Origin of the sequence: Endozoicomonas arenosclerae (assembly GCF_001562015.1) — a bacterium.
In the GTDB taxonomy this organism is placed as follows: Bacteria; Pseudomonadota; Gammaproteobacteria; order Pseudomonadales; family Endozoicomonadaceae; genus Endozoicomonas_A; species Endozoicomonas_A arenosclerae.
Window position 1 is genome coordinate 24,449 of the sequence record NZ_LASA01000091.1, and the last position, 24,905, is coordinate 49,353.

The following is a 24,905-nucleotide window of genomic DNA, read 5'->3' on the forward strand; positions in this document are numbered from 1 at the left end:
TAAGACATTTACGGTATGTTTGGCAAGAACTGTAACCTGAGGACAAAAAAACGGCGCCTCAAGGGCGCCCGATCAATTAGATCCATAGGGGGAGTGCGTCATCCTTCAGGATTGGTAGGACCTTCAGGCGACGACTTTTCAATGACCAACATTCAAAAGACTATATTCGGATGGCTGAATCTGCCTTACGACTTAGGTCTTAGCCCTGATTCTGGAGTACCAGGAGGAAGGATCTACCAACTGGCCATTCTCATCGATTTCAGGGTATTTAAGCCCGCGTTCGTCGCAATACCTGGCCAGTTCCGGGTAGCCCCAGCGAAACAGGGTTGGAGTGTAGATCTCTTCAGGCAGGCTGGGATGGTCATACATGCCTTTCAACAGGCGCTGACGCTGGGCTTCAACCAGAATGACAGCCGCAGCCACAGAAACATTAAATGAAGCAACAATGCCCTGCATGGGGATGATGATGTGCTGGTCGGCAAGCTCTGCTGCTTCAGCGCTGATGCCTTTTTTCTCTGCCCCCATCATAACAGCCACAGGAATCGTGTAATCCACGTCTGAATACGGAATGGCTTCATCAGAAAAATGAGCTGCATACACTTTAAAGCCGTCACTTTTCAGTTTTGAGATGCCCGCTTCAACACTGTTGTGGTGGTGGACATTGACGTATTTATGGCTGCCAACAGCCCGGCCGCGAAAGTTTCGATATCCCGTCTTGGGCTGGCTGAGGTGAATGTCAGGGATGCCGACTGCATCACAGGTACGAATGATCGCTGAAAGGTTATGGGGTTTATGGACCTGATCGGTCAGTACAGTCAGGTCAGGTTGGCGACGATCCAGCAAGTCTTTAAATTTTTGGTAACGTTCCGGTGTCATGATGGTTCTCTGAATACGACATGATGTGAGAATTTTATTGGGTTCATTCTACACCGAAGAAAGTGTCAGACTGAGAATATGACGCAAATTACCGTTATCCACATGACTTGATCTGCTTTCTTCGTACTGTCGCAGGCCTTCTGGCGTATATGCTCAGGTAAAGTTTTGTAGATCTGGTCGCAGGCACCGTGACTTTTATGAGAGTCTTGGCGGTTTTCTATAAATTGTAGCTTCAGTCTTTCTGGAAATTAGGCCGACATTGCCATAACTTCAACAGAGTTCAGACCGTTGCAATTGTGTTTTCTGAAATGTTTTTCATGGTAAAAAACTATGATGACTCTGAAAGAGGCCTTCTGTGGAATTTGACAGCTTTGTAGCAGTACATGCATGGCTTCAACAACATGGGCATTGGTTGGGCCCGTTTATTGCTCTTGCAGCTTTTGTGGAGTCGCTGGTTGCAATCGGTTTTATTATACCCGGTGTTGCTGTGCTGTTTGCTCTGGGTGCGCTGGCTGGCAGTGGCTTGATGGAGCCTTTGCCTATGTTGATCTGGGCTTTTGCAGGTGCTGCTCTGGGAGATGGTATCAGCTTTCAGGTGGGCCACCACCTGCATGCCCGAATTCGTGGTTACTGGCCTTTCTCTAAACATCCGGGCTGGTTGGAAAAAGGCGAACAGTTTTTTGAAAAATTTGGTGGTTTCAGCGTCGCTCTGGGACGCTTTATAGGACCTATTCGACCGGTTATACCTGCCGTAGCGGGAATGATGGATATGTCTCCCCTGCGCTTTTATACCATCAATCTGATTTCATCGGTTCCCTGGGCTGTAGCTTATCTGATGCCAGGATACCTGACCGGAGCAGCCCTTAAGATAGAGGTGCCTGAGACTTTTTATTTATTGTTGGCAGGCATAACGGTTGTTGCCTTGCTGATTCCCTATACTGGCTTGATTCTGGATCGAGCGCTCTGTCGAAAGAAAATGCTGCTGGTGCTTCCTGTCGCTTTTGTTGTGGTGGGTCATATCAGTTTGCTTCTGCTTACCGTTATGGACGTCAGTGGTCAACTGGATGATCACAATGCAGCAATTCAGGCTTTTGTTGTCAGTTTTTCGGTGCCGATTGTTAAACATATTCTGGCTCTGGTGACCTGGCTGGGCAGTGTCGTGGATTTATGGTTTCCCTTGCTGTTGTGTGGCATCTACTTCCTTTGGATCAAACGCTATAAACAGTTTTTGATCATGTGTGCCTGTGTAGCTGGTATGGAAGTTACGCTCTGGTTGATGAAGTGGGGTATAGAGAAGCCCAGACCGGCTAATTACGACGGACTTGAACAGTTCTCCTTTCCTTCTGGTCATACTACGCAGGCAACTTTTGTCTGGTTGCTGGTAACGTTATACCTGGTCAGCGGACAAAGAAGGGTGGTGAAATTCTGTGCCTACAGCTGCGCCATGCTGATAGCTATGATGGTGGCGCTTTCTCGCCTGGTGCTTGAAGCCCACTGGTTTGGGGATGTTCTGGCAGGCTTGTTGCTGGGGAGCATCTGGTACAGTGCAGCAGTGATTGCAGAAAGAGTTTATGCCAATGGCAGAGGTTTTCGCTTTCTTGCTTCAGGCTGAAAACAGCCCGGGATTCTCCCAAGCTGCTTTTTTCAAGCGCTTTCAGGTTTAAAGGGTCGGGACAGACAAAGTGGATTGATTCTGTCTACTGAATTCGAAGTCGAGGAAGTAGTTGGCTTTTGTCGGCCTCTTGTACTGAGGGTCCATAGTATCAATCGCTAATACAAGACGATGACCTTCTGACACGTCGTAGGCGGTTGTGACCAGCTCAAAAGACAAGGCTATTTTCTCTCCCCTTTTGGCGTCAGGCAATGTAGTGACTCCGTGAGTGATCAGTCTGGCATTGCCAAAACGATCCATGTCATAGAGATAACCCACCAGTTGAACCTTTTCGTAATGAGGCTGGACCTGAAGATTGACTTCAGGGTTGCCTCGAATCTGCATGGTGCTGCTTAACTTGCCAGTATTGAAATAGATACCTCTGAAATCGGACGCAGCATAAATATTAGTCATTACCGGAATCTCAAGCTGTTCCAGTATTTGAGAAAGAACGGGTATCTGAGTGCTGAACAGGGTGCCGGACCAAGCGTTGATAGTATTGTCTTTTGGAATCCCGAAAGGCGGGCTGTAGGGCGACTTTTCCAGGTCTCCATTATCAAAAGCACCTCTTGGGTGCAGGTAGAAAGTATCTGCTGAAGCCGATGGAATGGGGAAACTGCTGAAGCCTTCGTAACGGTCCTGGAACTTCACTTTCATCTGCAATGGACTGGACTGGCTTAGCTCATTACTTTCTCCTTTCAGATGAATGTCGAACCATTGGTACACGTTATTCCAGACCCGATCTTCTCCGATGCCTAAAAGAGATGGCAGTAATTCTGCAGTTGCGTGGGTGCCAGTTAGCAGGTCCATATGTTTGGGAGTGGTTAACTGGCTGTACATCTTCAACAGGGAGTTGGGCTGGAAGAGGTTATCTCCATAGGCTTTGGCAAAATAAATGGCAGTATTATTCTGGTTCAGTTGCTCTACATAATTGATAGGTGAGCGAACCTCAGCCCACTCCAGAACTTCCGGAATCCGGGACAATTGCTGATTTTTGATGATGTCCCAGTTTTCAGCAATCACAGGATCAGGGTTGCCTCTGAGTTCAGCTGTCAGGGTTAGTATTTCGGCCCATGCGAGTCTGGGGGTTTGGTTTCCATACAGGGCGTCAACCAGACTGCCCCAGCTACTCATAGCGGCAACCGCTTTCACCCGCTCATCCTGAGCAGCTCCCAGAAGGCTGATACCTGAGCCGTAAGAAATGCCAGCGGTACCGATGGCGTTTGGGTCTACGGGGTAATTATTCAGCAGATAATCGATGGCCTGACTGTAGTCAGAAATGTCTTTTGGACCCGCTGTACCTACTTGCCCGGTAGAACTACCAAAGCCTCGTGTCGCATAGCTCAGGACTATGTATCCTTTTTCTGCGAGGTCAGCGGCTTGCTGCAAATATTGATATTCATTAAGCCCCCAGCTGTTTATAAATACTACAGCCGGTGCCGGGCCATTGAGGTTTGTGGGTACAAAAATATTAGCCGTTAACTCCACTCCGTCGTTTGTCAGGATGACGATATCATCGTCCGTGGTATAGCGGTCCGATTCCGGGAACTGCCCTTTATTCAGCAACCCAGCAGCAAACTGAAATAACGGTTTGATGTTGGCCTGTGAAAGTACCGGGAAAAGAGACAACGACAGGTAGAGAATCAGGTGAGAGATTCGAAAGTGAGACATAGGATTTCCTGTTTTTATTTTTATTGGATTGATCTCAATTGAAGTAGGAATGTCAGGTGCCCTTCAAAAGAGTCGTCTCTAAGCATACATAAGTTTAAAGTGAGTGTGTATTAACTTGTTCGAGCTTTGTTTATAAAGCAACAAGAGGTCACTGATCAGCGCATGACTTAAGGAAGGGTAGAGAGGATTGGGCTTTAATAACCGACAATAGACCTTTGGTTAATCAGTTCAGTGACCAGGCTTTTCAGCTTGAAAAAACGTACTTCTCACGTTTCACCTGTCTTGGACCAAAACCCAGCTCTTTGAGTTCTGCCGCAGCGTCGTCAATCATGGACGGATTACCACACAGGTAAATCAGATCTTTTTCTACAGAGAGGTTGAGCAATGGAAACTGGTTCTGGATATAACCCGAGTATTCATGATCAGACTCATCCAGTGATGCCTCACGGCTGTAGCAGGCGCGATATTCTATGGCGTCCGATGTTTGGGCAAACTCACGAAAATCCTGTTCGTAAATCATGTCGGCCCTGTGTCTTACACCCATCATGACTAGAATTTGGGTACCTTCGTCAGCCAACTTCTTCAGTGCCGGGATCATGGCTCGGTACGGCGCCAGTCCTGTGCCTGTTCCTGCCAGAATAATGCGACCATCATAGTGCTCAGGCGCTGTCAGAATACCGAATGGGCCACCCACAGACAGTGCCAGACCGGCTTCTGCCTCACTGAACAGGGAAGAAGCTATTCCCCCTTCAACAAAGCTGATGGCAATCTCAATCTGCTGGTTTTTTTGGAAAGATTCCGGGGAGTTGGCAATGCTGTAACTTCTTTTGTACTCCTGCCCCTGAAAAGTGAAATGCAGCTGAACAAACTGCCCGGGCTGATAATCAAAATCACCCTCTACCCTGAAGTCCAGCTGAACCGTATTCTGGCTGATCTGTTGTTTGGCCATTAACGTTGCAGGGTAGAGTGGACGAGGCATTTTGAACTCCTTCAATAAGGTTCTCAGCAGTTTAGTCGTCTTTACTTTCTGGGCCGGACAAATCGGGTGGCTTCGGCTTCCAGAGGATTATCCGGCCAGTAATGTTTGGGGTATCGGCCTTTGAGATCTTTCTTGACCTCTTGATAGGTGCTTTCCCAGAAACTGTGCAGGTCACGGGTGATCTGAACAGGTCTTTGAGCGGGAGAAAGCATCTCAATGGTCAGGGGTTGCTGACCAAAACCAATGACGGGTGTTTCCAGGGCACCAAACAGTTCCTGAAGTCGAAGTGATATTTTGGGCTCTTCAGGGGTGGAATAGTCAATACGAATCCTGGATCCGCTGGGGGCTTGCCACCGCTCAGGGGCTTCTGACTCAAGCAGCTGTTGCTGGGGCCAGTCCAGCCTGCTTAAGAGTATGTTGGTCAAGGATAATTTTTTCAGGTGGTCCAGTTTCGACATATCCGTCAAATAGGGACCTAACCATTCCTCCAGTTCATTCAGCAACGCAGATTCTGTCATTGCTGGCCAGCCGGTTTCGCTGGCTTGTTGGAAGTGGGCGAGAAACTGCATTCTTTCCCTGAGTTGCAGTGAGTCCTTGTCCCATGGCAGACAATTCAGGCCCTTATGACGAATACCGGCCATCAAACCGGCCTGAATTAATTCAGGATCAGGCGACGTTAGACGCTTTTCTTCCAGTACCAATGCCCCCAGTTTCGCCTGCTGAACAGCTATAACCCGCTCCTTTTCAGAACTCCAGGTCACGGTTTTCTGTTCCAGAATCAGTTCTGGCAATTCGTCGTAAAGAGTATGCAGATCGACAGGGCTGGCAAGAAACGCCTTGGCATTACGTTGCCCTCCTGCACCGCCGAGCGTAGGAATAACAAGGTATCTAAAAGAAGTGAGAGGATCTTGCGGATCTAACTCTACGCCTTGACTACTGCTCAGAAGGTATTGGTTGGACTGCCCTCTTCGTTGAGCTATTCGATCCGGATAAGCAGCCAGCAAGAGTCGGGGGTAGGCATCAGTATTGTCAGAACTGGATTTAACCTCTCTGCTTTTAAGTCTCTGAAACCATTGTCGTGTCAGCTGTCTGGCTTTTCGGACGGAGTGATTGTTGTTGCTTGATGACTCTCCTGTGATAAGTCTGAGTCGCTGGGAAATATCAACAGAGCGGTCTCTATCGCCTCTTAACAAATCTCTCTCAGAAAGGACAGCCGCTAACTGGCAACCTGCTTCCAGCAAGCCTTTTTCAGCAGAAACAATGAGCATGTGGGAAATGCGAGGATGAGCTCCGAGTCTGGACATTTCCTGACCATGCTTCGTCGCAGTAAGTCCACCTGATGATTTGGAGAGTGCGCCCAGATTTTCCAGAAGAGAGACTGCTTCCTGATAACGTCTATCCGGCGGTGTGTTCAGCCAGAATAATTCTTCGGGAGATGCTCCCCAGGCGGCCAATTCAAGAGCCAGTTGAGAAAGGTCAGCTTCCTCTATTTCAGGCGTGTCGGCAGCTGCCAGTCGTTCCTGCTCAGATTCAGTCCAGAGCCGATAACAGACACCTGACTCCAGTCGCCCGGCACGACCTTTTCTCTGGTCAGCGCTGCTTTTGCTGGTACGCCGTGTTTCAAGTCGGGTCATTCCGCTGGCAGGGTCAAAAACCGCTTTTCGAACTTGCCCGGCATCAATGACAATACGAATGCCTTCAATGGTTAAGCTGGTCTCAGCAATGTTAGTCGCCAGAACGATCTTCCGTGTTCCAGCTTTTGCTGGCTGAATCACTTTCCGTTGGTTGGCCAGGTTCATATCACCAAACAGTGGGAGTATTTCAGCTTCAGGTGGCAGGTTTTTGTCGTTTAGTAAGGTATTCACCTGCCGGATTTCACCTGCACCGGGAAGAAAGACCAACAGCGACCCTTCCTGTTCATTGAGGGCGTTGAGAATGGACTGACAAACTTCCTGGCAAAGAGCAAAAAAACTGCGATCCCTGATGAGCTGGTCGCGATAAATGATTTCTACCGGGTGACTGAAGCCCTGGCTGATAACTAACGGTGCATCCAGAGCCTTGGTCAGAGCTTCTGTTTGAAGCGTTGCTGACATAATTAACAACTTCAGAGGTGAATCACGGAAAAACTCCTGACATTGCAACGACAGAGACAGACCAAGATCGGCCTGAAGTGAGCGCTCGTGAAATTCGTCAAAAATCACCAGTGAAACACCGGAGAGTTCGGGGTCATCCTGCAGCATGCGAGTCAGGATGCCCTCAGTGACCACTTCAATCCGGGTGTCTTTACTGACTTTATTCTCCAGCTGCATTCGATAACCCACAGTTTTGCCAACAGGCTCAGAAAGCAGGTCCGCCATTCTGATAGCAGCAGCAGACGCAGCCAGTCGTCGGGGTTCCAGCATCAGAATCTTGCCTGGCAAATTCATCTGGTGGAGCAGATATAGAGGAACCAGAGTCGTTTTTCCGGCGCCGGTGGGGGCTTGCAGAATGACCCGGTCATGCCGGGTCAATCGGTCAGCCAGCTCTGGCAGAATCTCGGTAACAGGAAGGGAAGGAAGGTCTAACGGCATCATCGGGTGCGCAGGTTTCACTTATTTAGAGGGCTTGCTTACGTTGTAGACTTCCCGGATGATCCGGGCAACCGCACTTCTCCATGGGCGGGCGTGTACTCCGAAAGTATTCAGTACTTTATTGGACGACAGTGTGCCATTTGCAGGTGGTTTAATGCCTTCCCTTGAGTCAATCTTGGCCATGATCAACTTGCGAACTTTCAGTTCCTTATGTTGAGACGCTTCGGCAATGAGAACTTCGGCAAAGTTGCTTTCAGATACTGACTCTGTCGTAGAGTAATGATAAGTGCCCCAAGACTCAGCGCCACAATCCAGCTGCTGGACCATCGCGACGATAACTCGAGCCACATCATCAGCGGGAGTTGGGCAGCCCAGCTGGTCCGGTGTCACATAGACTTCTTTCTCGACCAGCATCTGCTCCGCCAGCCTTCTCAGAATATTGGGTCTACGTTCACTGATGATCCATGAGAGTCTGAGAATAATGTGGCGCTCACAACGTTCACGGATTTGTTGTTCCGCCTGAAGTCGGCTGTTGCCCAGAACACCGATCGGATTGGTTGGGTCTTTCTCGTTATAGGGTTCCTGCTTGGTGCCATCAAACACCCGGTAGCTGGAGAGTTGAAACAGGATAATGCCCTGTCGCTGGCAGCAGTCTGCCAGTTCGGCCACCGCATCCCGGTTGATACTGAAACAGCGGGAAGGCTCATTTTCTGCCTTGACCGGGTTGTTGTAAGCAGCAGCATTGATGACCAGATCGGGCTGGTGGCGGTTCAGACAGGTCTGTATCTGTTCTGGTTCGGCGAGATCCAGTTCTTCTCTGTCCGGAGCGTGCCAGGAGATGCCTTTCTCCTCCAGGATTCTGCAGACTTCATAGCCGACCTGGCCGGTTTGACCGATGACCAGTACTTTCATACTTGGGTTCCAATATCTCGGGCGGTTAATTCATAACTGGCTATTGAAGCATGACTGTCAGGGTATGAACAGAGTCGGACTCACTCTACTGGTTTTCAACCGATCTATTACTTTTCAAACAGCCTCTTAAGTCCGACAGGTTCCTGGAGCGATATAAAAGACTGATTGTTAGCCAGAATCACCTGTTTCGCAGAGAGAGCAGTAAAAACACGCAAAGGTAACGGGCGAAATATGTAAAGACCCCATGCTCTGCAGGGGAAATTCTGGCAGAATGACGCGTTTCTTCGACTATGCTTTTTCCAGCTGTGACTAACGAATTGGCGAACAATATGTACGTGGCAGACACTCCTCCGGAAACGGTTGATGATGTAGAACGCATTCTTCTGGTGGATGATAACCCCACCAACTTGCAGGTGCTGCTGCAGACCCTCAGTGGACGGGGCTACAAGCTTCTTATTGCGAAAAACGGTGAAAGTGCCCTTAGGATTGCCCACAAGGCCAAGCCGGCGCTGGTTTTGCTGGATATCATGATGCCCGGTATGGACGGCTATGAAGTGTGCCGTCAGCTGAAAGAAGATCCGGATACCAGCAATATTACCGTGATCTTTCTGTCAGCCCTGGATGACACCAAGGACAAGGTGCGTGGTCTTGAGACCGGTGCGGTGGACTTTATCTCCAAGCCCTTCCAGGCCGAGGAAGTCATTGCCAGGGTGGAGACCCAGCTCAAGATTCATCGACTGGAACAGGCGCTTTCGGCCCGTAACCGTCAGCTGGAAGCAGACAAGGCTCGCATTCTTGAAAGCATGAACGAAGGTATCTTCGGCTTGGACAGCCGGGGGCATATTACCTTTGCAAATGCTGCGGCTTCCATTATGACAGGCTGGCCAATGGACAGCCTGATCAACCGAAGTCTGATTGAACTGATGCTCGATGAGGCGGGTGATGAAGCACGCAGCCAGCATCTTGAACCTATTCAGGTTGCTCTGAATAAAGGCGTCAGCAAACGAGTGGACGATGCGTTTTTCTGGCACAAGGATGGGACTTCTTTTCCGGTGAGCTATTCCTGCACGCCGATCATGGAAGAAGGTCAGCCCAATGGTGCGGTGGTTGTGTTCACCGACATTACCAGTAAAAAGCGTGGACAGGCTGCTCTGCAAAAGGCTCTGGATGAGCTGGAAACCCAGAAAGAAAAGCTTACCCATGTTTCCCGTCTCAGTATTATGGGAGAGATGGCGGCAGGGTTTGCCCATGAGGTTAATCAGCCGCTGACGGCTATTTCCAACTATGCCCAGGTAGCCAAACGAATGATGGCCAGACTGGAGCATAAAGATGACGATATTTATGACTCTCTTTATGAAGCCATGGATAAGATCAATATCCAGGCTCGTCGTGCCGGTGAGATCATTGCTCGCATTCGCTCTTTTGTTAAGAAGCCTGATCATGTTCTGGGTCGGGTTGATCCGATCAAGCTGATCAGCGACACCGTCAAGCTGGCAGAAGTGGATGCCCGTAACAACAGTATGGAAATCCATACGGAAGTGGCGGAAGACCTGCCAGAGGTGAAAGTCGATCCGGTACAGATTCAGCAGGTAGCCCTGAACCTGATTCGTAATGGTATGGAGGCCATGAGAGATCAGGATACCCGTGATATTGGTGTTTGGGTTAAAGCTGAGCAGGTGGACGATCAGTTCGTGAAAGTTTCAGTGATCGACCGCGGTTATGGTCTGGCTGATGACGCGGAAGAAAAACTGTTCACTCCTTTCTACACCACCAAATCCGATGGTATGGGGATTGGCCTGACAGTATGTCATTCGATCATACAGTCTCACGGTGGTCGACTTACCTTCCTGCGTCACCCTGAGGGTGGCACTGTCTTCGAGTTTACCATGCCTATTGCCTGAGGTGAGTGCATGAGACAGGGGCTGAATAGCCCCGTCTCATCGCTAAGGATTTGTCTCGAAATAACTTCCCGATTAACTACGGATTCCGTTCACCCTGAGCTTGTTGAAAGGATGTGGTGTTGGGCTTCGACAGGCTCAGCCCGAACGGGTTCAGGGCTACGCCCAAGAATGCTTACTCTGTGAGTTCCAGTCGGTTGCCTTCAGGGTCCAATACAACGCTTTCGTAATATCCGTCACCGGTTGTTCTTGGGCCATCGAGCACTTCAAACCCGTCTGTTGCCAGTTTTTTGGTCAAAGTGTCTACCTTTTCTTTGGAACCCAGTGACATGGCAAGGTGAATCAAGCCGGTGAACTGTTCGTAAATATTATCCTTTGACTCCGGAATGCAGGGCATATTCATCAGCTCAAGACGGGCGCCTTCACTAAAAGTCAGAAAGTATGAGCTAAAACCTTTGTGCTCATTGATGTACTTGTCTGATGCCTGGGCATTGAAATAGGTTTCAAAAAACTGTTTGTGCTTTTCAAGGTCTTTGGACCAGATGGCTACATGCTCGATTTTCATACTGCTTCTCACTGGTATTTTTGGCTGACAACGTTTTCGTCAGGCGTCTAGAATCTCTATTTCCAACTCCCGATAGGCCGCAGTGGCTGAGGCGTTGGTAATAATCAGATCGATCGATTGAGTCTCAATGACTTTAAAGGGGGCTCTGATATTCATTTTTTCATGGTGGACCAATACAGCCGTTTTGTCTGAGTTCTGTGTCATGGCCCTTTTGACTTCTGCTTCATGCTGGTTTTCTGCTGAAAGGCCAAATGCCAGCTCCAGCCCACAGGTACCCAAAATGGCAAGGTCGGCATGGCAATCTGAAATATCCATTACCGCTTTTGCTCCTGTGGCAATGCCTCCTGATTGAGATAACTTTCCTCCAATGAGCGTGGTCGAAATATCGAGCTCCAGAAGGGATGTGGCAATCAGGGGAGAAGGGGTGATGACTTGCCCTGCAAACTGAAACTCAGCACTGTTTACCAAGTGAAATGTGGCACTGCCTCCATCCAGGTATAGTGTGTTCACACCTTGAAGTAAGGAAGGGAGCCAGTCATTTACTCTGGGTATCCAGCTTGTTTTGTCTTTTATGCGTTCTGAAACCGGTGCGTGTTTTTTGGTTATGGGCACGGCACCGCCTTTGACTCTCTTGAGAATCCCCGCATCCTCAAGTGCCATAAGATCTCTGCGGACGGTATCCAGAGAAACCCCGAGTTCAAGGGCAATGGTTTTTGCGACCAGCACCCTTTCCGTATTGAGTCTTTCTGTGATGAGCGCCTGACGGGTATCAGGACTGTTCAGATCAATTTGTCCAGACATAAAAGATTCCGGGTTCAATTTCTGGTTGCATATTAGTTTGCATTTTCCTGCTTGTAAATGCATTTTTCTGCAAAATAATGCGTATTATTTTCTTGTCAGGGCGGAGGCGTTGGTATTTCTGTAAATAGGCCAACGTTCCTGTATTGCAGGATGCGGGTTATAATGCCGCGCTCAGGAAATAGAGCGAAGACCATGAGTCACTATTTTCATGAAAAGCTATTGATCGGGGCATTCAGAAGGCTTGCTCTAGCAGAATAACCATTCTGTTGCAGGCCAGGTACAAGGAGCACGCAGTGACTGAACAGGTAACAGAGTACATGCATCAGCTGGGCAAGAAAGCCCGGGAAGCCAGTGCATGGGTGGCAAAAGCGGATACAGGTCTGAAAAACAAGGCTCTGCTGGCCATTGCCGCTGAGCTGGAAGCGACTCGACCGGCACTGCGTGAAGCCAATGCTGTTGATCTGGAAAACGGTCGCAGTCGTGGTCTGGATGCCGCTCTTCTGGATCGTCTGGAGCTGACTGATGCCCGGATTGATACCATGATTGAAAATCTCAATCAGGTGGCTACTCTGCCGGATCCAGTGGGCACTATTGATGACATGAAATACGTTCCCAGTGGTATTCAGGTAGGCAAAATGCGAGTGCCTTTGGGGGTGATTGGCATCATTTACGAGTCACGTCCCAATGTGACTATTGAAGCGGCCAGTCTCTGCCTGAAATCAGGAAATGCCGTCATTCTTCGTGGAGGCAGTGAGTCTATTGCTTCTAATCAGGCTATTGCCCGGTGTATCCAGAAAGGTCTTGCCTCTGAAGGATTGCCGGAAGCCGCCGTGCAGGTTGTAGAAACTACGGATCGTGAAGCCGTAGGCGCTCTTATCAGCATGCCAGAGTATGTGGATGTCATTGTTCCAAGAGGCGGCAAAGGCCTGATTGAACGCATCAGTCGTGACGCCAGGGTGCCAGTGATCAAGCATCTGGATGGTATTTGCCATGTCTATATTGATGATCTGGCGGATCGTGAAAAAGCTATTGCCATCGCAGTCAATGCCAAAACGCATCGCTACGGCGTTTGTAATGCCATGGAAACGTTACTGGTTAACAGAAAAGTCGCAAAAGAGCTGCTGCCTGAGCTGGCTTCCAGGTATCAGGAAATTGGCGTTGAACTCAGAGGCTGCCCTGAGGTCTGTGATATTGTCTCCGGTGCTCTGGCCGCGACTGAAGAAGACTGGCAGACAGAGTATCTGGCGCCGATTCTGGCCATCAAGGTGGTTGAAGATATGGCTGAGGCAATCAGTCACATTAATCGTTATGGTTCTCATCATACCGACTCGATCATTACCGAGAGCTACACCCGGGGTCGGGATTTCCTGAGGGAAGTGGATTCCAGCTCGGTGATGATCAATGCTTCAACCCGCTTTGCGGATGGCTTTGAGTATGGCTTGGGGGCTGAGATAGGTATTTCTACAGACAAGATTCATGCCCGTGGCCCCGTGGGGCTTGAAGGGCTGACGTCCCAGAAATATGTAGTATTGGGCGACGGTCATATCCGGAAATAACGGATTGCCAAGCGCCGGGTGCTGATCAATGATCTCACCCCAAATCCCTGCATGAGTACCTAAGTACCCAATCAGGAAGCAATTCTAACAAAAGCCTGTACAATTCATGTTCAGGCTTTTGGTTTTTATCGAGATCTAAATAGATATATGCAATCTGAACAACTGAAACAACTGGTCATTGATGCAATTGAAGAAATGAAAGGCAACGATATCTCCTGCCTGGATGTTTCTGAGCTGACCAGCGTAACCGACTACATGATCATTGCCAGCGGTACTTCCAACCGCCACGTAAAATCTGTAGCCGACAATGTGATTGATAAGTGCAAGAAGAGCGGTGTTCGCCCTCTGGGTACTGAAGGTCAGGAAAAGTCCGATTGGGTTCTGGTCGATCTGGGCGACGTTGTGATTCACGTTATGCTGCCAGCTACCCGTGCGTTCTACGATCTTGAACGTCTGTGGGAGCCCAGCGAGGAACAGCAGGCTACCGAGCAGTCCTGATGCGTGTTCGTCTGATCTCCGTTGGCTCTAAAATGCCAGGCTGGGTGGATGAAGGTTATAAGGAATACAGCCGTCGTCTGGGTTCAGATCTGAAGCTGGATCTGGTTGAGATTCCTTTGAATCGACGCAGCAAAGGCGCTGATGTTAACCGTCTTCAGGAAAAAGAAGCGGGGCAGATGTTGGCAGCGGTAGGCCAGGGAGACCTGGTGGTGACTATGGAGATCAAGGGGAAACCCTGGTCCACTGAAAAACTGGCAGACAATATGGGAGAGTGGATGCACTCAGGCCGTAATGTCAGCCTTATGGTAGGGGGGCCGGAAGGTCTTCATGCCAGTGTTATGGCTCAGGCCGACCTTCGCTGGTCTTTGTCGCCATTAACATTGCCGCACCCCCTGGTCCGGGTGGTCGTTGCTGAACAGGTATACAGAGCCTGGAGTATTCTCAAGAATCACCCCTATCATAAATAGACACTGCTATGAACGACAGGTAGTGTCTGTTTAGATGCACTGGAAATCTCTCTGCACAGCTCAGTGAGAAGTATCTTGATGTGGTGGTGGGAACCCTTTCCAGTTTATGGCTACGGATGAATATCCCGACAGCCATACGCTGGGGCTGTTCATCCAGGTTATGGGAGCGGCCTTCGAAATCTAAGATAACTGTATTTACAGAGTAAAGTGAAAGAAAAAAGCCTTTGGCGGTCTTGATCAGAATAAAGGCCAAACAATATCGTTTTCACAGTAAACAGCCATAAGTCGAAATACAGCCTCAACACTCACTATGAAAATAGTTGTTGTCCCTGGTAAAGCTGTATTTTCATGATAAAGAATTGAATAAGTGAAGAAAGCAATGCTTTCTCGGTAAAACAGATGCCGGTGAATACCCTAAAGGACCATAAAGCAGAGCAACGGATTGTCAGTATTCGGGTCTGGTTGGCACTGGTCTTCATGATCCTGTTGGTCATGGTGCTGGTATCCAGACTTTTTTATCTCCAGGTGGTCAAATACGATGAGCTGGCCACCCAGTCTGAAGAAAATCGTGTCCTTCTGCAGACTGTCCCTCCGGTACGTGGACTGATTTATGATCGCAATGGCAACTTGTTAGCCACTAACCGTTCCAGTAAAACTCTGGCAATTGTTCGTGAGCGTGTAGAGGATATTGATCAGCTGCTTGAGGATATTGCCCGGCTGATTCCTATCTCTGAGTACGAACACAATCGCTTCCTTCAGCAAATCAAACGACGCAGGCCCTTTGAGTCAGTGCCGCTCAAATTCCGTTTGAATGATGAGCAAGTAGCTCTGGTCGCTGTAAACCAGTTTCGTCTGCCGGGTGTTGAGATTAATGCCGAGCTGGTTCGTGAATATCCGGAAGGCAGTTCCTTTGCCCATAGCGTGGGCTATGTAGGGCGTATTAATGATCGGGAATTGAAAAACCTTGACCCGGCACTTTATACCGGCACCTACACCATAGGTAAGATTGGTCTGGAGCGCTTTTACGAGCGCATACTCTTGGGTAAGCCGGGCTATCAGGAAGTTGAAGTCAATGCTCGCGGACGTGTGACCCGTGTGTTGAGTCGGGTTAACCCTTCTCCGGGCAAGGATCTGCACCTTTATATCGATACCGACCTGCAAAACGCAGCCATCAAGGCTATGAAAGGGCGAAGAGGCTCTGTTGTTGCACTGGATCCCAAGACTGGTGGTGTTATGGCTATGGTCAGCAACCCCGCATTTGATCCTAACCTGTTTGTCACCGGTATTGATTACGCCACCTTTAATGATCTCAATACGGATATTGAAAGACCTCTTTATAACCGTGCGACGTTGGGTGAGTATCCGCCGGCTTCCACCATCAAGCCGCTGGTAGCACTGGGGCTTTTGTCTAATGATGTTGTTGAGAGAGATGACAAAATTTACGACAAAGGTTGGTTCCAGCTGCCTGGCAGTGATCACCGTTTCCGTAACTGGAATCGCCGGGGTGATGGCTGGATTGACTTGAAGCAGGCTATTATGCGATCCAACGATACTTTTTTCTATAACATGGCGGGAAAAATAGGGATTGATCGCCTCCATGATTTTCTCAGTCAATTCGGAATGGGTCGCAAGACCGGAATTGATATACACGAGGAAAGAATTGGGCTTCTTCCTTCAAGAGAGTGGAAGCGTGGTGCTTATGGTCAGCCCTGGTATCCCGGTGAAACCGTAATTGCCATCATTGGTCAGGGCTACATGCTGACTACTCCGATGCAGCTTGCCGAATCAGTCACTTTGATTGCTAACCGGGGCAAGCATGTTCAGCCTCGTTTGGTGAAAGAAGACATCCCTGAGTTTCAGAGTCCGGAATGGGGTCATGACATTGAACTGGATGATCGTGACTGGGACTTTGTGATCGACGGAATGGAGAAGGTGGTCAGCTACAACCGGGGAACAGCCTACTGGCGGATTGGTCGTGGTTTGAAATATCGGACGGCAGGCAAGACGGGTACGGCTCAGGTTGTCAGTATTCCACAGGGCGAAGAGTACGACGCTGAGAAACTCAAGGAGTTCCAGCGGGACCACAGTTTGTTTGTGGCCTTTGCTCCCATCGAAGACCCGCAGATAGCGGTAGCCGTGGTACTGGAAAACAATAATGGTGCTGCCAACGTTGCCCGAGACATTATGGATTACTACCTTCTTCCAAAATTGGAAAAAGCTAAGCAGGAAACAGCCCGTGCTGAAAACAAGAGGACTGCGCAATGACCGGCCAGGATTTTGTTCGCCAGCTTGATGAAGGACAGGGCTTCCACAAGGCTCCGGACTGGTCGGAGCGTTTGCATATCGACTTTATGCTCATTGGCTTTCTGGCCATTGTCTGTGGGGCAGGCCTGTTTGTTCTCTACAGCGCCAGTGGGCAGGATATGAGCATTGTCATTCGACAAGCGGTTTATATGCTCATTGGCTTTGTCGGCATGATTATCATTGCCCAGTTCTCTCCCCGTCTTTTGATGCGATTGTCGCCCTGGATTTATATCGGAGGTGTCATTCTTCTGGTTGCCGTTCTGGTCATGGGAATCCACTCCAAGGGGGCCCAACGCTGGATTCAATTACCTTTTATTCGCTTTCAGCCTTCTGAAATCATTAAGCTGATTATGCCGATTGTTGTGGCTACCTATCTTTCCAGACGGCAGTTGCCGCCTTCCTTGAAAGATATTGTTGTTGTATTGGTCATGATTGGTATTCCGGTAGTCCTCATTGCCAAGCAGCCTGACCTGGGCACCTCACTTTTGATTGGTGCGTCAGGAATGTTTGTATTGCTGCTGGCAGGTTTGCGCAAACGACTGATCTTTTCTGCCATTATGCTGGCGGTTCCCTCCATCTGGGGCTTCTGGCATTTTGTAATGTTGAATTATCAGAAACAACGGGTACTTACTTTTCTCAATCCTGAGAGTGATCCATGGGGAGCTGGCTGGAATATCATTCAGTCGAAAATTGCTATTGGCTCCGGTGGGTTATACGGAAAAGGCTGGTTGCTGGGGACTCAGTCGCATCTGGACTTTCTACCTGAAAGTCATACCGACTTTATTATTGCCGTTCTGGCCGAAGAGTTTGGGCTTATGGGCTGTCTAGTCCTGTTGGCACTTTATGCTCTGATCTTAGGTCGAGGCTTGTTTATTACCCTCAAAGCACAGACCCTGTTTGGCAGGCTTCTGGCAGGTAGTATTACTCTGACGTTTTTTGTCTATATCTTCGTCAACATTGGTATGGTGAGCGGGCTACTTCCGGTCGTGGGGGTTCCACTACCACTGGTCAGCCGGGGAGGTACTTCACTGGCAACCCTGATGGCAGGTTTTGGTATTCTGATGTCCATTCATACCCACAAAACATTTCTGGGGCAAAGCCGATAAATCTTGTTGAAGCCTTCTTTTCAGTTCTGGAAAGAAGGCTTCTCAAGCCGTAGCTGTCATCATGAAAGTGCGACCCCGGATCTCTTGCGCTATTTTCATGATTGAATCGATGGAATGCTTGGTTGTGAGTTCCATCGAATGGCAGCTTTCTCATATTGTATGTGTATGCAGTTTCAGAGATGACGGTTGGCATTGAGTGGGTCATCAGTGTGCTTGAGTTCTCTCCTGACAAACTTATTACACAGGCACGCTAGTTGTCTCTTTTTGTCTGCTGTAGAGTAAGCATTATCCCGTATGGCGTTTTATGAGCTATCGGCATTCAGGAAAACGGATATCCAGAGTAGTAGCAGGGGGATGAATATGGCTTTAATGGAAAAAAGATTTTTAAAACTGCAGTCGCTTCGGCTTATGGCTGCAGGCGCGGTAATCAGCGGCTGTCTTATGGCAGGCTCAGCTATAGCTGCTGACGCTGAAAAAACCGTAAGCAAAAAACCGGATTATGCTCTTCAGCCTGAAGTGAAGGCGTTTATCGATGATCTGGTAAAGAATGAAAAGTTTTCTCGTCAGGAGCTGCAGGACGTTCTGGGTAAGGCTAACAAGTCTGACCGGGTGCTGGAGTTAATCAGCCGACCCGCAGAGAAGCGTCTGGAATGGAAAGGCTATCGCAAGATTTTCATGACCCAGGAGCGGATCGATCGAGGAGTGACCTTTTGGGGTGCTCACGAGAAGACTTTGTCGAGAGTTGAAAAAGAGTACGGTGTACCGGCTCATATCATCGTCGCTATTATCGGTGTAGAAACCTACTATGGCCGACAGACCGGTGGGTTCAAGGTTCTGGATGCGTTGTCCACTCTGAGCTTTGATTACCCTCCTCGCAGCAAGTTTTTCACTAAACAGTTGAAAGAGTTCCTGATCCTGGCACGTGAGCAGAAACTGGATGTCTCTGAACTGACCGGTTCCTATGCCGGCGCTATGGGGATTCCCCAGTTCATGCCATCAAGCTATCGGGCTTATGCCGTGGACTATACCGGTGACGGACAATCCAACATTTGGAAGCAGGAAGAAGACGCTATTGCCAGTGTTGCCAACTACCTGCGGGAGAATGGCTGGAAAGCCGGCAAGCCTATTGCCAGCAAGGCGAAAGTGACCGGAACCAAGTATGAGAAAGCAGTTTCTGACTCTGTCAGACCCAAGAAAACCCTGAAACAGCTGGAAGGTTCTGGCTGGCGGCCTGTAGCTGTGTTGCCTGAGGCTTCCAAGGCTGCAGCGTTCAAGCTGGAGGGTGACAAGGGAGCAGAGTACTGGTTGGGAATGCATAACTTTTATGTCATCACCACCTATAACCGCAGCAAACTCTATGCTATGGCCGTTTATCAGCTGGCAAGAGATGTAAAATCCAGCTATAAAACATCAGTGCCAAAGTCTGGGAAGACGGTTGCCGAAAAGAAACCTCTATAATCTGAGTAGCCATTCTCAGTGATTCGGTTCCGATTCACTGAGAGTAATATGACGATTCCGGGCTAAAGTGCCGCTTTTTCGCATCAGGCGTTAAAGCGGTTTTCTATTATGTAGAAGATGATTTTTTTATCATTCTTAAACAGTTTCACACCGGTATCTATTAATGCACCGCCAGGGCTGGCTTTTGTGCCATTGACTGAATAATTTTAAAGCGCCTAATCGTATGAGATTCATGATCAGAACAAAAACCATTGCAGGGAGCATCCTGGGGCTGACCCTCCTTCTACTGGGTGGCTGCGTCACCGTTCAGGATGGTCCTCCCAAGCAGAAAAGAGACGTCAGTCAGATTCCTGATGCTGTTCCTGTCACTCATGATGGCAAGTTCAAGGACTCCCCATACGACCTTAACGGGGTGACCTATACACCCATGAAAAGTGCCAAGGGTTATCAGGAAGAAGGTACAGCGTCCTGGTATGGCACCAAGTTTCATGGCAAGCAGACGGCCAATGGTGAGGTGTATGACCTCTATGGTATGACGGCGGCTCATAAAACCCTGCCTTTGCCTTCTTACGTGAAAGTGACCAACAGCCGGAATGGCAAGTCAGTGGTGCTACGGGTGAATGATCGTGGCCCTTTTCATGGCGATCGCCTGATTGATCTGTCTTATGCGGCAGCGGTTAAGTTGGGGTTTGCCAATGTTGGTGTCACCGATGTGCTGGTGGAAGGCATTGATGTTAAATCCTTTGCTGCGGCCAAAAGCGCTGAAAATACCAGTGAAGAAGAAGCGGACGATCAGGAACTCTATGTTCAGCTTGCAGCGTTAAAAAACTATCACAACGCTCAGGTGCTGCGTCGGCAGATATCTGAAACCATTGGTAGCAATATCAAGGTTGTGAAAGGCAATGATGTGCCAGACCCTTATTACCGTGTTCGCATTGGCCCTGTGCAAACTCCGGAACATTTGGAAGAACTGCTGGACAAGCTGGATGAAGGCAACTTTGATGTGCCTTTTCTGGTATACGAAGATGCGAATGCTGAGTAATTGCCTGTAATAGTTCTTTCCCGTCTGGCAGAGAGGATGTAGCTCTGTCAGGCGAGCTCCTTGTGGTCAGGATGTGAACATATTACATTCTATTTTCAATGCTTCCCTTAAACTCATCGGTCGGTAACATTATAATGACCGGCAACAGAGAATTTCAGAGCTAATTTCTAAATGACCAAACGATTGAGTCCTGTCCGCAAGCTGGTTGGATGGGCGTCCATGCTGTTTATTCTTGCGGCCCCGGTGGCTCAGGCGAAGACAGGAGCCCTGATTCCTGCCGCGCCCAAGATTTCTGCCAGCAGTTTTATCCTGATGGATGCCGACAGTGGCGAAATTCTGGCTTCCGAGAATCCGGATGAAACCCGTCACCCTGCCAGTCTGACGAAAATGATGACCGCCTATATTGGTGAAGTCGAACTGGCTGCTGGTAACATTCAGCGTGATGATGAGGTACTGATCAGCGAAAAAGCCTGGAAAATGGGCGGCTCCACCATGTTCGTGGAAGTGGGTGAGCGAGTCCCTGTTCAGGAGCTGCTGAAGGGGATCATTATTGTTTCTGGTAACGATGCCAGTGTTGCTATGTCTGAGCACATTGCAGGCAGTGAAGACGCCTTTGCTCAGCTGATGAACAATACCGCCAAAAGACTCGGGATGATTAACTCCCATTTTGTCAATGCTTCTGGCTGGCCCGCGAGTGACCACTATTCCACCGCAAGGGATCTTGCGATATTGTCTCGCCATATCGTTAAGGACTACCCGGAATATTACGAGCTGTACGCTCAGAAGTATTATCAGTACGGTACCGACAAGAAGACCGGCAAGCCATTGCGTCGTCAGGCAAACAGAAATCGTTTGCTGTGGACCAACCCTTATGTAGATGGCCTGAAGACCGGTCATACCGAAGCCAGCGGGTTCGGTTTGGCCGCTACTGCTGATCGTGATGGACGTCGTCTGATTACGGTTATTCTGGGAGCCAGGAGCGAAAAGCAGCGTGCGGAAGAAGCGCAGAAATTGCTGACCTACGGTTTCCGTTTCTTTGAGAATGTGGACGTCAAAAAAGGTGGCGTAACACTTGAGACCGTGCCTGTCTGGAAAGGCAAGCAGGATAAGGTGAATGTGGCCATCGACAAAGATCTGATTGTGACCGTACCCAGAGGTACCGGTAAAGATCTGAAGGCGACCCTGGAAATTGACCCAATGATTGAAGCGCCTGTGGAAGCTGGCCAACAGCTGGGTACTTTGAAAGTGACCATCAATGACGAAGTTATCAAGGAAGTGCCACTGAGAGCTGAGGCTGCGGTTGAGCGTGGCGGTTTCTTCAAGCGTCTGTGGGATAGCGTCAGACTGTTCTTTAAAGGATTGTTCTGATCAACCAGTAAGAGTGCCTGTCGGGTACTTTGCTGGAGTGCGAAACAAAAATACCTTCAGACTCTGGTGAGTCTGAAGGTATTTCATTTATTGTCAGTGGATAAAAATGACCGATCAAGAAGCACCCAAGATTGAGTTTCCCTGCGATTACGAGATCCGTATCGTGGGTAATGCCGCTCCGGATTTTCAGGAAGCTGTCTGCACTATCGTCAAACAGCATGCACCGGATTATGATGGCAACTTCCGACTGAAAGAGAGCCGTACTGGCAAATACACTTCTGTGATGGTGACCATCAGGGCCACCGGAGAGCCTCAATTGAAGGCTATCTTCGAAGACCTGAAAGCCACCGGCCGAGTCCAGATGGTTCTCTGATGAGTGAAAAAGCATCGGGGCTGAGGGCTCCAATGAGCGAAAAAGCATCAGAGCTGAAGGCTCCAATGAAGCTGAATCTCCGCTATCTGGGCAGGCAGCCCTATGAGCCCGTTTTTGAGGCTATGAAACAATTCTCTGCAAGCAGAGATGAGCAAACGGTGGATGAACTCTGGTTCGTTGAACACGACCCGGTATTCACTCTGGGCCAGGCGGGCAAGCCTGAGCACGTTTTGGCTCCGGGCGACATTCCGGTGGTTAAGGTAGACCGTGGTGGGCAGGTTACCTATCATGGGCCCGGCCAGCTGGTCGTCTATTTGCTGCTGGATGTGCGCCGTTCAGGCAGTGGGCCGAGAAAAGTGGTGTCGGCTATTGAGAATGCCATTATTAAAGTGCTCTCCAGTTATGGGGTAGAGTCTTACGCCAGACCGGATGCTCCAGGTGTTTATATTGATGGTGCCAAGATCGCAGCTTTGGGGCTGAGGTTCAGGCAGATGAAAAGTTACCATGGGCTGAGTTTCAATCTGGATATGGATCTGGAACCGTTTGCCCGCATCAATCCCTGCGGCTACGAAGGCCTGCAAGTGACCCAGCTCAGGGATTATAAAAATCCTGTACAATGGGATGAAGTGAGTAATCGCTTACTTGAGTGCCTTATGGCTGAACTTGGGTATAATGAGGCTCAAACGGTAAAGGAAGAAACGGAGTTTCCTCTGGCTCAAGAGGCCTGAGAAACCTGTCTTCATACTCTAATACAAGGTAGTGAACGCACTGATTCACAAACCGGTACAACTGATCAACATGGCTGTGACTCTATGACCGATAGCAACCTGATTCCAACTGTTCAGATTCCTGCTGTTAATATTCAAAGCGGCGAGAAATTCGTCAATGAAAAAGGCATAACGGCCATCAAGAATGGCATCAAGGCCAGCAATCGCTCGGAAGAAGCGGTTCAGCCTTTTATGCGCAAGCCTGAATGGTTGAGGATCAAGCCCAAATACGGCAGCAAGTTCAAAGAGGTCAAAGGTACAGTCCATGAACACAAACTGAGTACGGTTTGTGAAGAAGCCATGTGTCCGAACATTAATGAGTGCTGGAGTTCCGGTACCGCCACCATCATGCTGATGGGCGATGTTTGCACCCGAGCCTGCCGCTTCTGTGCCGTGAATACAGGAAACCCGAAGGGCTGGCTTGATAAGGATGAGCCAGACCATACCGCCAACAGCGTTAAGTTGATGAACCTGAAATATCTGGTTCTGACCTCTGTTAACCGTGACGATCTGGAAGACGGTGGTGCCGGTCACTATGCGGCAGTGGTTCAACGTGTGAAGGAAGTCAATCCTGAAACCGACGTTGAGGCTCTGACTCCAGACTTTCTGGGTGTACTGGCCGATGTAGAAACGGTTGTCGACAGTGGTATCGCAGTCTTTGCCCAAAACGTGGAAACTGTTAAACGACTGACACACCCGGTTCGTGATCCTCGTGCCAGCTACGAGCAGACTCTGGATGTTCTGGCTCACTCCAAGAAGTATCGTCCTGACGTGTTAACCAAAACCAGCCTGATGCTCGGTCTGGGTGAAACCGAAGACGAGATCATTGAAACCATGGATGATCTCCGGGCTATAGGTTGTGACATTCTGACCCTGGGTCAGTACCTGCAGCCTACCAAAAACCACTTGCCTATCGATCGCTACGTGACACCTGAAGAGTTCGAAAAGTACCGTCAATGGGGTCTGGAAAGAGGCTTCGTAGAAGTAGTAGCCGGTGCACTGGTTCGTTCCAGCTACCGTGCAGAACAGGTGCTACAGAAGAATAATGTGGGCTTGAGTTAATTCCAAATTAAGACCTTAAAGGAGGCCGCTGTTATTCAGCGGCTTTTTTGTATCAGGTGTTGGGTGAACTTATAAGAATTGGGTTAGAGAGTTTTAACGAGAGCTTCCATCAAAGCCCATGTAATATATTTCCTGAGTAATAAATGTTTATGATATGGGGGGGGAGGCACTATAAGATTTGCAAGAATCGAATTAGACTAATGTTCAGGATTGTAGGGGGTTTTAACTGGATTAATACAATAATTTTGCTGGATAATTATCAGATATGCTTCATAAGCAATGGACTGAATTATGAATATTCTAAATTTATTGCGTCTGTCTTGGTTTTCCGATAAGAAAATAAATTATGTGCTTTTCAATAGGTCTAGATTTTCAAAACAAGTGTTTTTAATTCTGGTCTTAGGGCTTCTGACTCTTGATCTTTTGGCTAATGATAAACCTTTTAAGTGTGAATATTCAAAATCAAATATTAGAAATACATATGGAAATACAGTTCAAGAGTGTTTTTATATTGCATTAAATAACACTTACAGCCCGGTTGAAGGTATTTCGAATGTATCGTATGAGTGGGCTGGCGAACCAGGTCAGTCTTCAGCAAGCATCAGGTTTGAAACAACGAATTTTGGTAATGAAATAATCCTTGCTATTTACTACTCTGGCTATGATGTTTGCTCAAAAAGAAATGAGTTATCAGGTTGCGTAGAGCCACCTGAATTAATAATGCCTAAAAACAAAGGGAAACCAGATAGGGAACCTGCGAATAAGTCCCTGATCATGAGATAATAATCTCAGCAGCTTGATCAGAGGTAGTCATGGACCAACAACTCTCTTTTTCCGACAGTGAATTCAGCCAGAAGCGACGCAGAACTCGTAGGGAAATTTTTCTTGAAAGAATGGAGGTTCTGATTCCATGGAAACGCTTAGAGGCCGTAATCGAGCCCTATTACCCTAAGCGTGGCAACGGAAGACCTCCTTATCCTC

General features: G+C 48.8%; 22 protein-coding genes. 15 read left to right on the plus strand and 7 right to left on the minus strand.

Features of this window, described 5'->3' with window-relative positions; all coding sequences use genetic code 11:
• Nucleotides 1-192 precede the first annotated feature (192 nt).
• Nucleotides 193-876 (minus strand): tRNA (guanosine(18)-2'-O)-methyltransferase TrmH, encoded by a 684-nt coding sequence (trmH, locus tag WG89_RS14715; RefSeq protein WP_062267423.1) that lies wholly within the window; start codon nucleotides 874-876, stop codon nucleotides 193-195.
• A 355-nt stretch (nucleotides 877-1,231) separates the two neighbouring features.
• On the opposite strand from trmH, the gene WG89_RS14720 reads away from it, so the two are divergent.
• On the plus strand, nucleotides 1,232-2,488 hold the full coding sequence (locus WG89_RS14720; protein ID WP_062267426.1) for a VTT domain-containing protein: 1,257 nt from the start codon (nucleotides 1,232-1,234) through the stop codon (nucleotides 2,486-2,488).
• Nucleotides 2,489-2,536: 48 nt separating this feature from the next.
• Here WG89_RS14720 and WG89_RS14725 read toward each other — a convergent pair whose 3' ends face one another.
• The 4 genes from WG89_RS14725 to WG89_RS14740 form a co-directional block, all read right to left on the minus strand.
• Complete coding sequence (locus WG89_RS14725) at nucleotides 2,537-4,198, minus strand: alpha/beta fold hydrolase (protein WP_079253848.1); 1,662 nt, start codon at nucleotides 4,196-4,198, stop codon at nucleotides 2,537-2,539.
• Between the two features lie 244 nt (nucleotides 4,199-4,442).
• Nucleotides 4,443-5,177: an FAD-binding oxidoreductase gene (locus tag WG89_RS14730; protein WP_062267428.1), complete on the minus strand. Its 735-nt coding sequence runs from the start codon at nucleotides 5,175-5,177 to the stop codon at nucleotides 4,443-4,445.
• A 41-nt stretch (nucleotides 5,178-5,218) separates the two neighbouring features.
• Entirely contained in the window at nucleotides 5,219-7,750 is a 2,532-nt protein-coding gene (gene hrpB / locus WG89_RS14735; RefSeq protein ID WP_062267430.1) for an ATP-dependent helicase HrpB, read from the minus strand.
• A gap of 18 nt (nucleotides 7,751-7,768) precedes the next feature.
• Nucleotides 7,769-8,659, minus strand: a complete 891-nt coding sequence (locus WG89_RS14740) for an SDR family oxidoreductase (RefSeq protein WP_062267432.1) — start codon at nucleotides 8,657-8,659, stop codon at nucleotides 7,769-7,771.
• Between the two features lie 329 nt (nucleotides 8,660-8,988).
• On the opposite strand from WG89_RS14740, the gene WG89_RS14745 reads away from it, so the two are divergent.
• Nucleotides 8,989-10,560: an ATP-binding response regulator gene (locus WG89_RS14745; protein WP_062267463.1), complete on the plus strand. Its 1,572-nt coding sequence runs from the start codon at nucleotides 8,989-8,991 to the stop codon at nucleotides 10,558-10,560.
• Between the two features lie 172 nt (nucleotides 10,561-10,732).
• On the opposite strand, the gene WG89_RS14750 is transcribed toward WG89_RS14745, so the two are convergent.
• Together WG89_RS14750 and WG89_RS14755 are read right to left on the minus strand one after the other, a co-directional pair.
• Complete coding sequence (locus tag WG89_RS14750) at nucleotides 10,733-11,122, minus strand: VOC family protein (RefSeq protein ID WP_062267434.1); 390 nt, start codon at nucleotides 11,120-11,122, stop codon at nucleotides 10,733-10,735.
• 39 nt (nucleotides 11,123-11,161) lie between these two features.
• A complete protein-coding gene (locus tag WG89_RS14755; protein WP_062267436.1) occupies nucleotides 11,162-11,923 on the minus strand; it encodes a DeoR/GlpR family DNA-binding transcription regulator in 762 nt (253 codons plus the stop codon).
• A 293-nt stretch (nucleotides 11,924-12,216) separates the two neighbouring features.
• On the opposite strand from WG89_RS14755, the gene WG89_RS14760 reads away from it, so the two are divergent.
• From WG89_RS14760 to WG89_RS32150, 13 genes are all read left to right on the plus strand, one after another.
• Nucleotides 12,217-13,479, plus strand: a complete 1,263-nt coding sequence (locus tag WG89_RS14760) for a glutamate-5-semialdehyde dehydrogenase (protein ID WP_281177700.1) — start codon at nucleotides 12,217-12,219, stop codon at nucleotides 13,477-13,479.
• A 147-nt stretch (nucleotides 13,480-13,626) separates the two neighbouring features.
• Nucleotides 13,627-13,977 (plus strand): ribosome silencing factor, encoded by a 351-nt coding sequence (rsfS, locus tag WG89_RS14765; protein WP_062267440.1) that lies wholly within the window; start codon nucleotides 13,627-13,629, stop codon nucleotides 13,975-13,977.
• Nucleotides 13,977-14,444 carry a 23S rRNA (pseudouridine(1915)-N(3))-methyltransferase RlmH gene (rlmH, locus tag WG89_RS14770; protein ID WP_062267442.1) on the plus strand — a complete coding sequence of 156 codons (468 nt, stop codon included), beginning with the start codon at nucleotides 13,977-13,979 and terminating at the stop codon, nucleotides 14,442-14,444. Before rsfS ends, rlmH begins: the two co-directional genes overlap by 1 nt.
• Before the next feature lie 399 nt (nucleotides 14,445-14,843).
• The gene (gene mrdA, locus WG89_RS14775) at nucleotides 14,844-16,709 is read left to right on the plus strand and encodes a penicillin-binding protein 2 (RefSeq protein ID WP_062267444.1); all 1,866 of its coding nucleotides are present in this window, start codon (nucleotides 14,844-14,846) and stop codon (nucleotides 16,707-16,709) included.
• On the plus strand, nucleotides 16,706-17,854 hold the full coding sequence (rodA, locus tag WG89_RS14780; protein WP_062267446.1) for a rod shape-determining protein RodA: 1,149 nt from the start codon (nucleotides 16,706-16,708) through the stop codon (nucleotides 17,852-17,854). The genes mrdA and rodA overlap by 4 nt, the downstream gene beginning before the upstream one ends.
• 360 nt (nucleotides 17,855-18,214) lie before the next feature.
• The gene (gene mltB / locus WG89_RS14785) at nucleotides 18,215-19,312 is read left to right on the plus strand and encodes a lytic murein transglycosylase B (protein WP_245662923.1); all 1,098 of its coding nucleotides are present in this window, start codon (nucleotides 18,215-18,217) and stop codon (nucleotides 19,310-19,312) included.
• 232 nt (nucleotides 19,313-19,544) lie between these two features.
• Complete coding sequence (locus tag WG89_RS32720; RefSeq protein WP_281177701.1) at nucleotides 19,545-20,354, plus strand: septal ring lytic transglycosylase RlpA family protein; 810 nt, start codon at nucleotides 19,545-19,547, stop codon at nucleotides 20,352-20,354.
• A 171-nt stretch (nucleotides 20,355-20,525) separates the two neighbouring features.
• Nucleotides 20,526-21,722 carry a D-alanyl-D-alanine carboxypeptidase family protein gene (locus WG89_RS14795; protein WP_062267450.1) on the plus strand — a complete coding sequence of 399 codons (1,197 nt, stop codon included), beginning with the start codon at nucleotides 20,526-20,528 and terminating at the stop codon, nucleotides 21,720-21,722.
• Between the two features lie 106 nt (nucleotides 21,723-21,828).
• Nucleotides 21,829-22,095, plus strand: coding sequence for an HP0495 family protein (locus WG89_RS14800; protein ID WP_062267452.1), 267 nt, complete (start codon nucleotides 21,829-21,831; stop codon nucleotides 22,093-22,095).
• 32 nt (nucleotides 22,096-22,127) lie between these two features.
• A complete protein-coding gene (gene lipB, locus WG89_RS14805; protein ID WP_079253853.1) occupies nucleotides 22,128-22,823 on the plus strand; it encodes a lipoyl(octanoyl) transferase LipB in 696 nt (231 codons plus the stop codon).
• 84 nt (nucleotides 22,824-22,907) lie between these two features.
• On the plus strand, nucleotides 22,908-23,924 hold the full coding sequence (lipA, locus tag WG89_RS14810) for a lipoyl synthase (RefSeq protein ID WP_062267455.1): 1,017 nt from the start codon (nucleotides 22,908-22,910) through the stop codon (nucleotides 23,922-23,924).
• Between the two features lie 291 nt (nucleotides 23,925-24,215).
• On the plus strand, nucleotides 24,216-24,707 hold the full coding sequence (locus tag WG89_RS14815) for a hypothetical protein (RefSeq protein ID WP_062267457.1): 492 nt from the start codon (nucleotides 24,216-24,218) through the stop codon (nucleotides 24,705-24,707).
• Between the two features lie 29 nt (nucleotides 24,708-24,736).
• The coding region (locus WG89_RS32150; protein WP_062260605.1) for a transposase at nucleotides 24,737-24,905 on the plus strand (169 nt) is incomplete at its 3' end.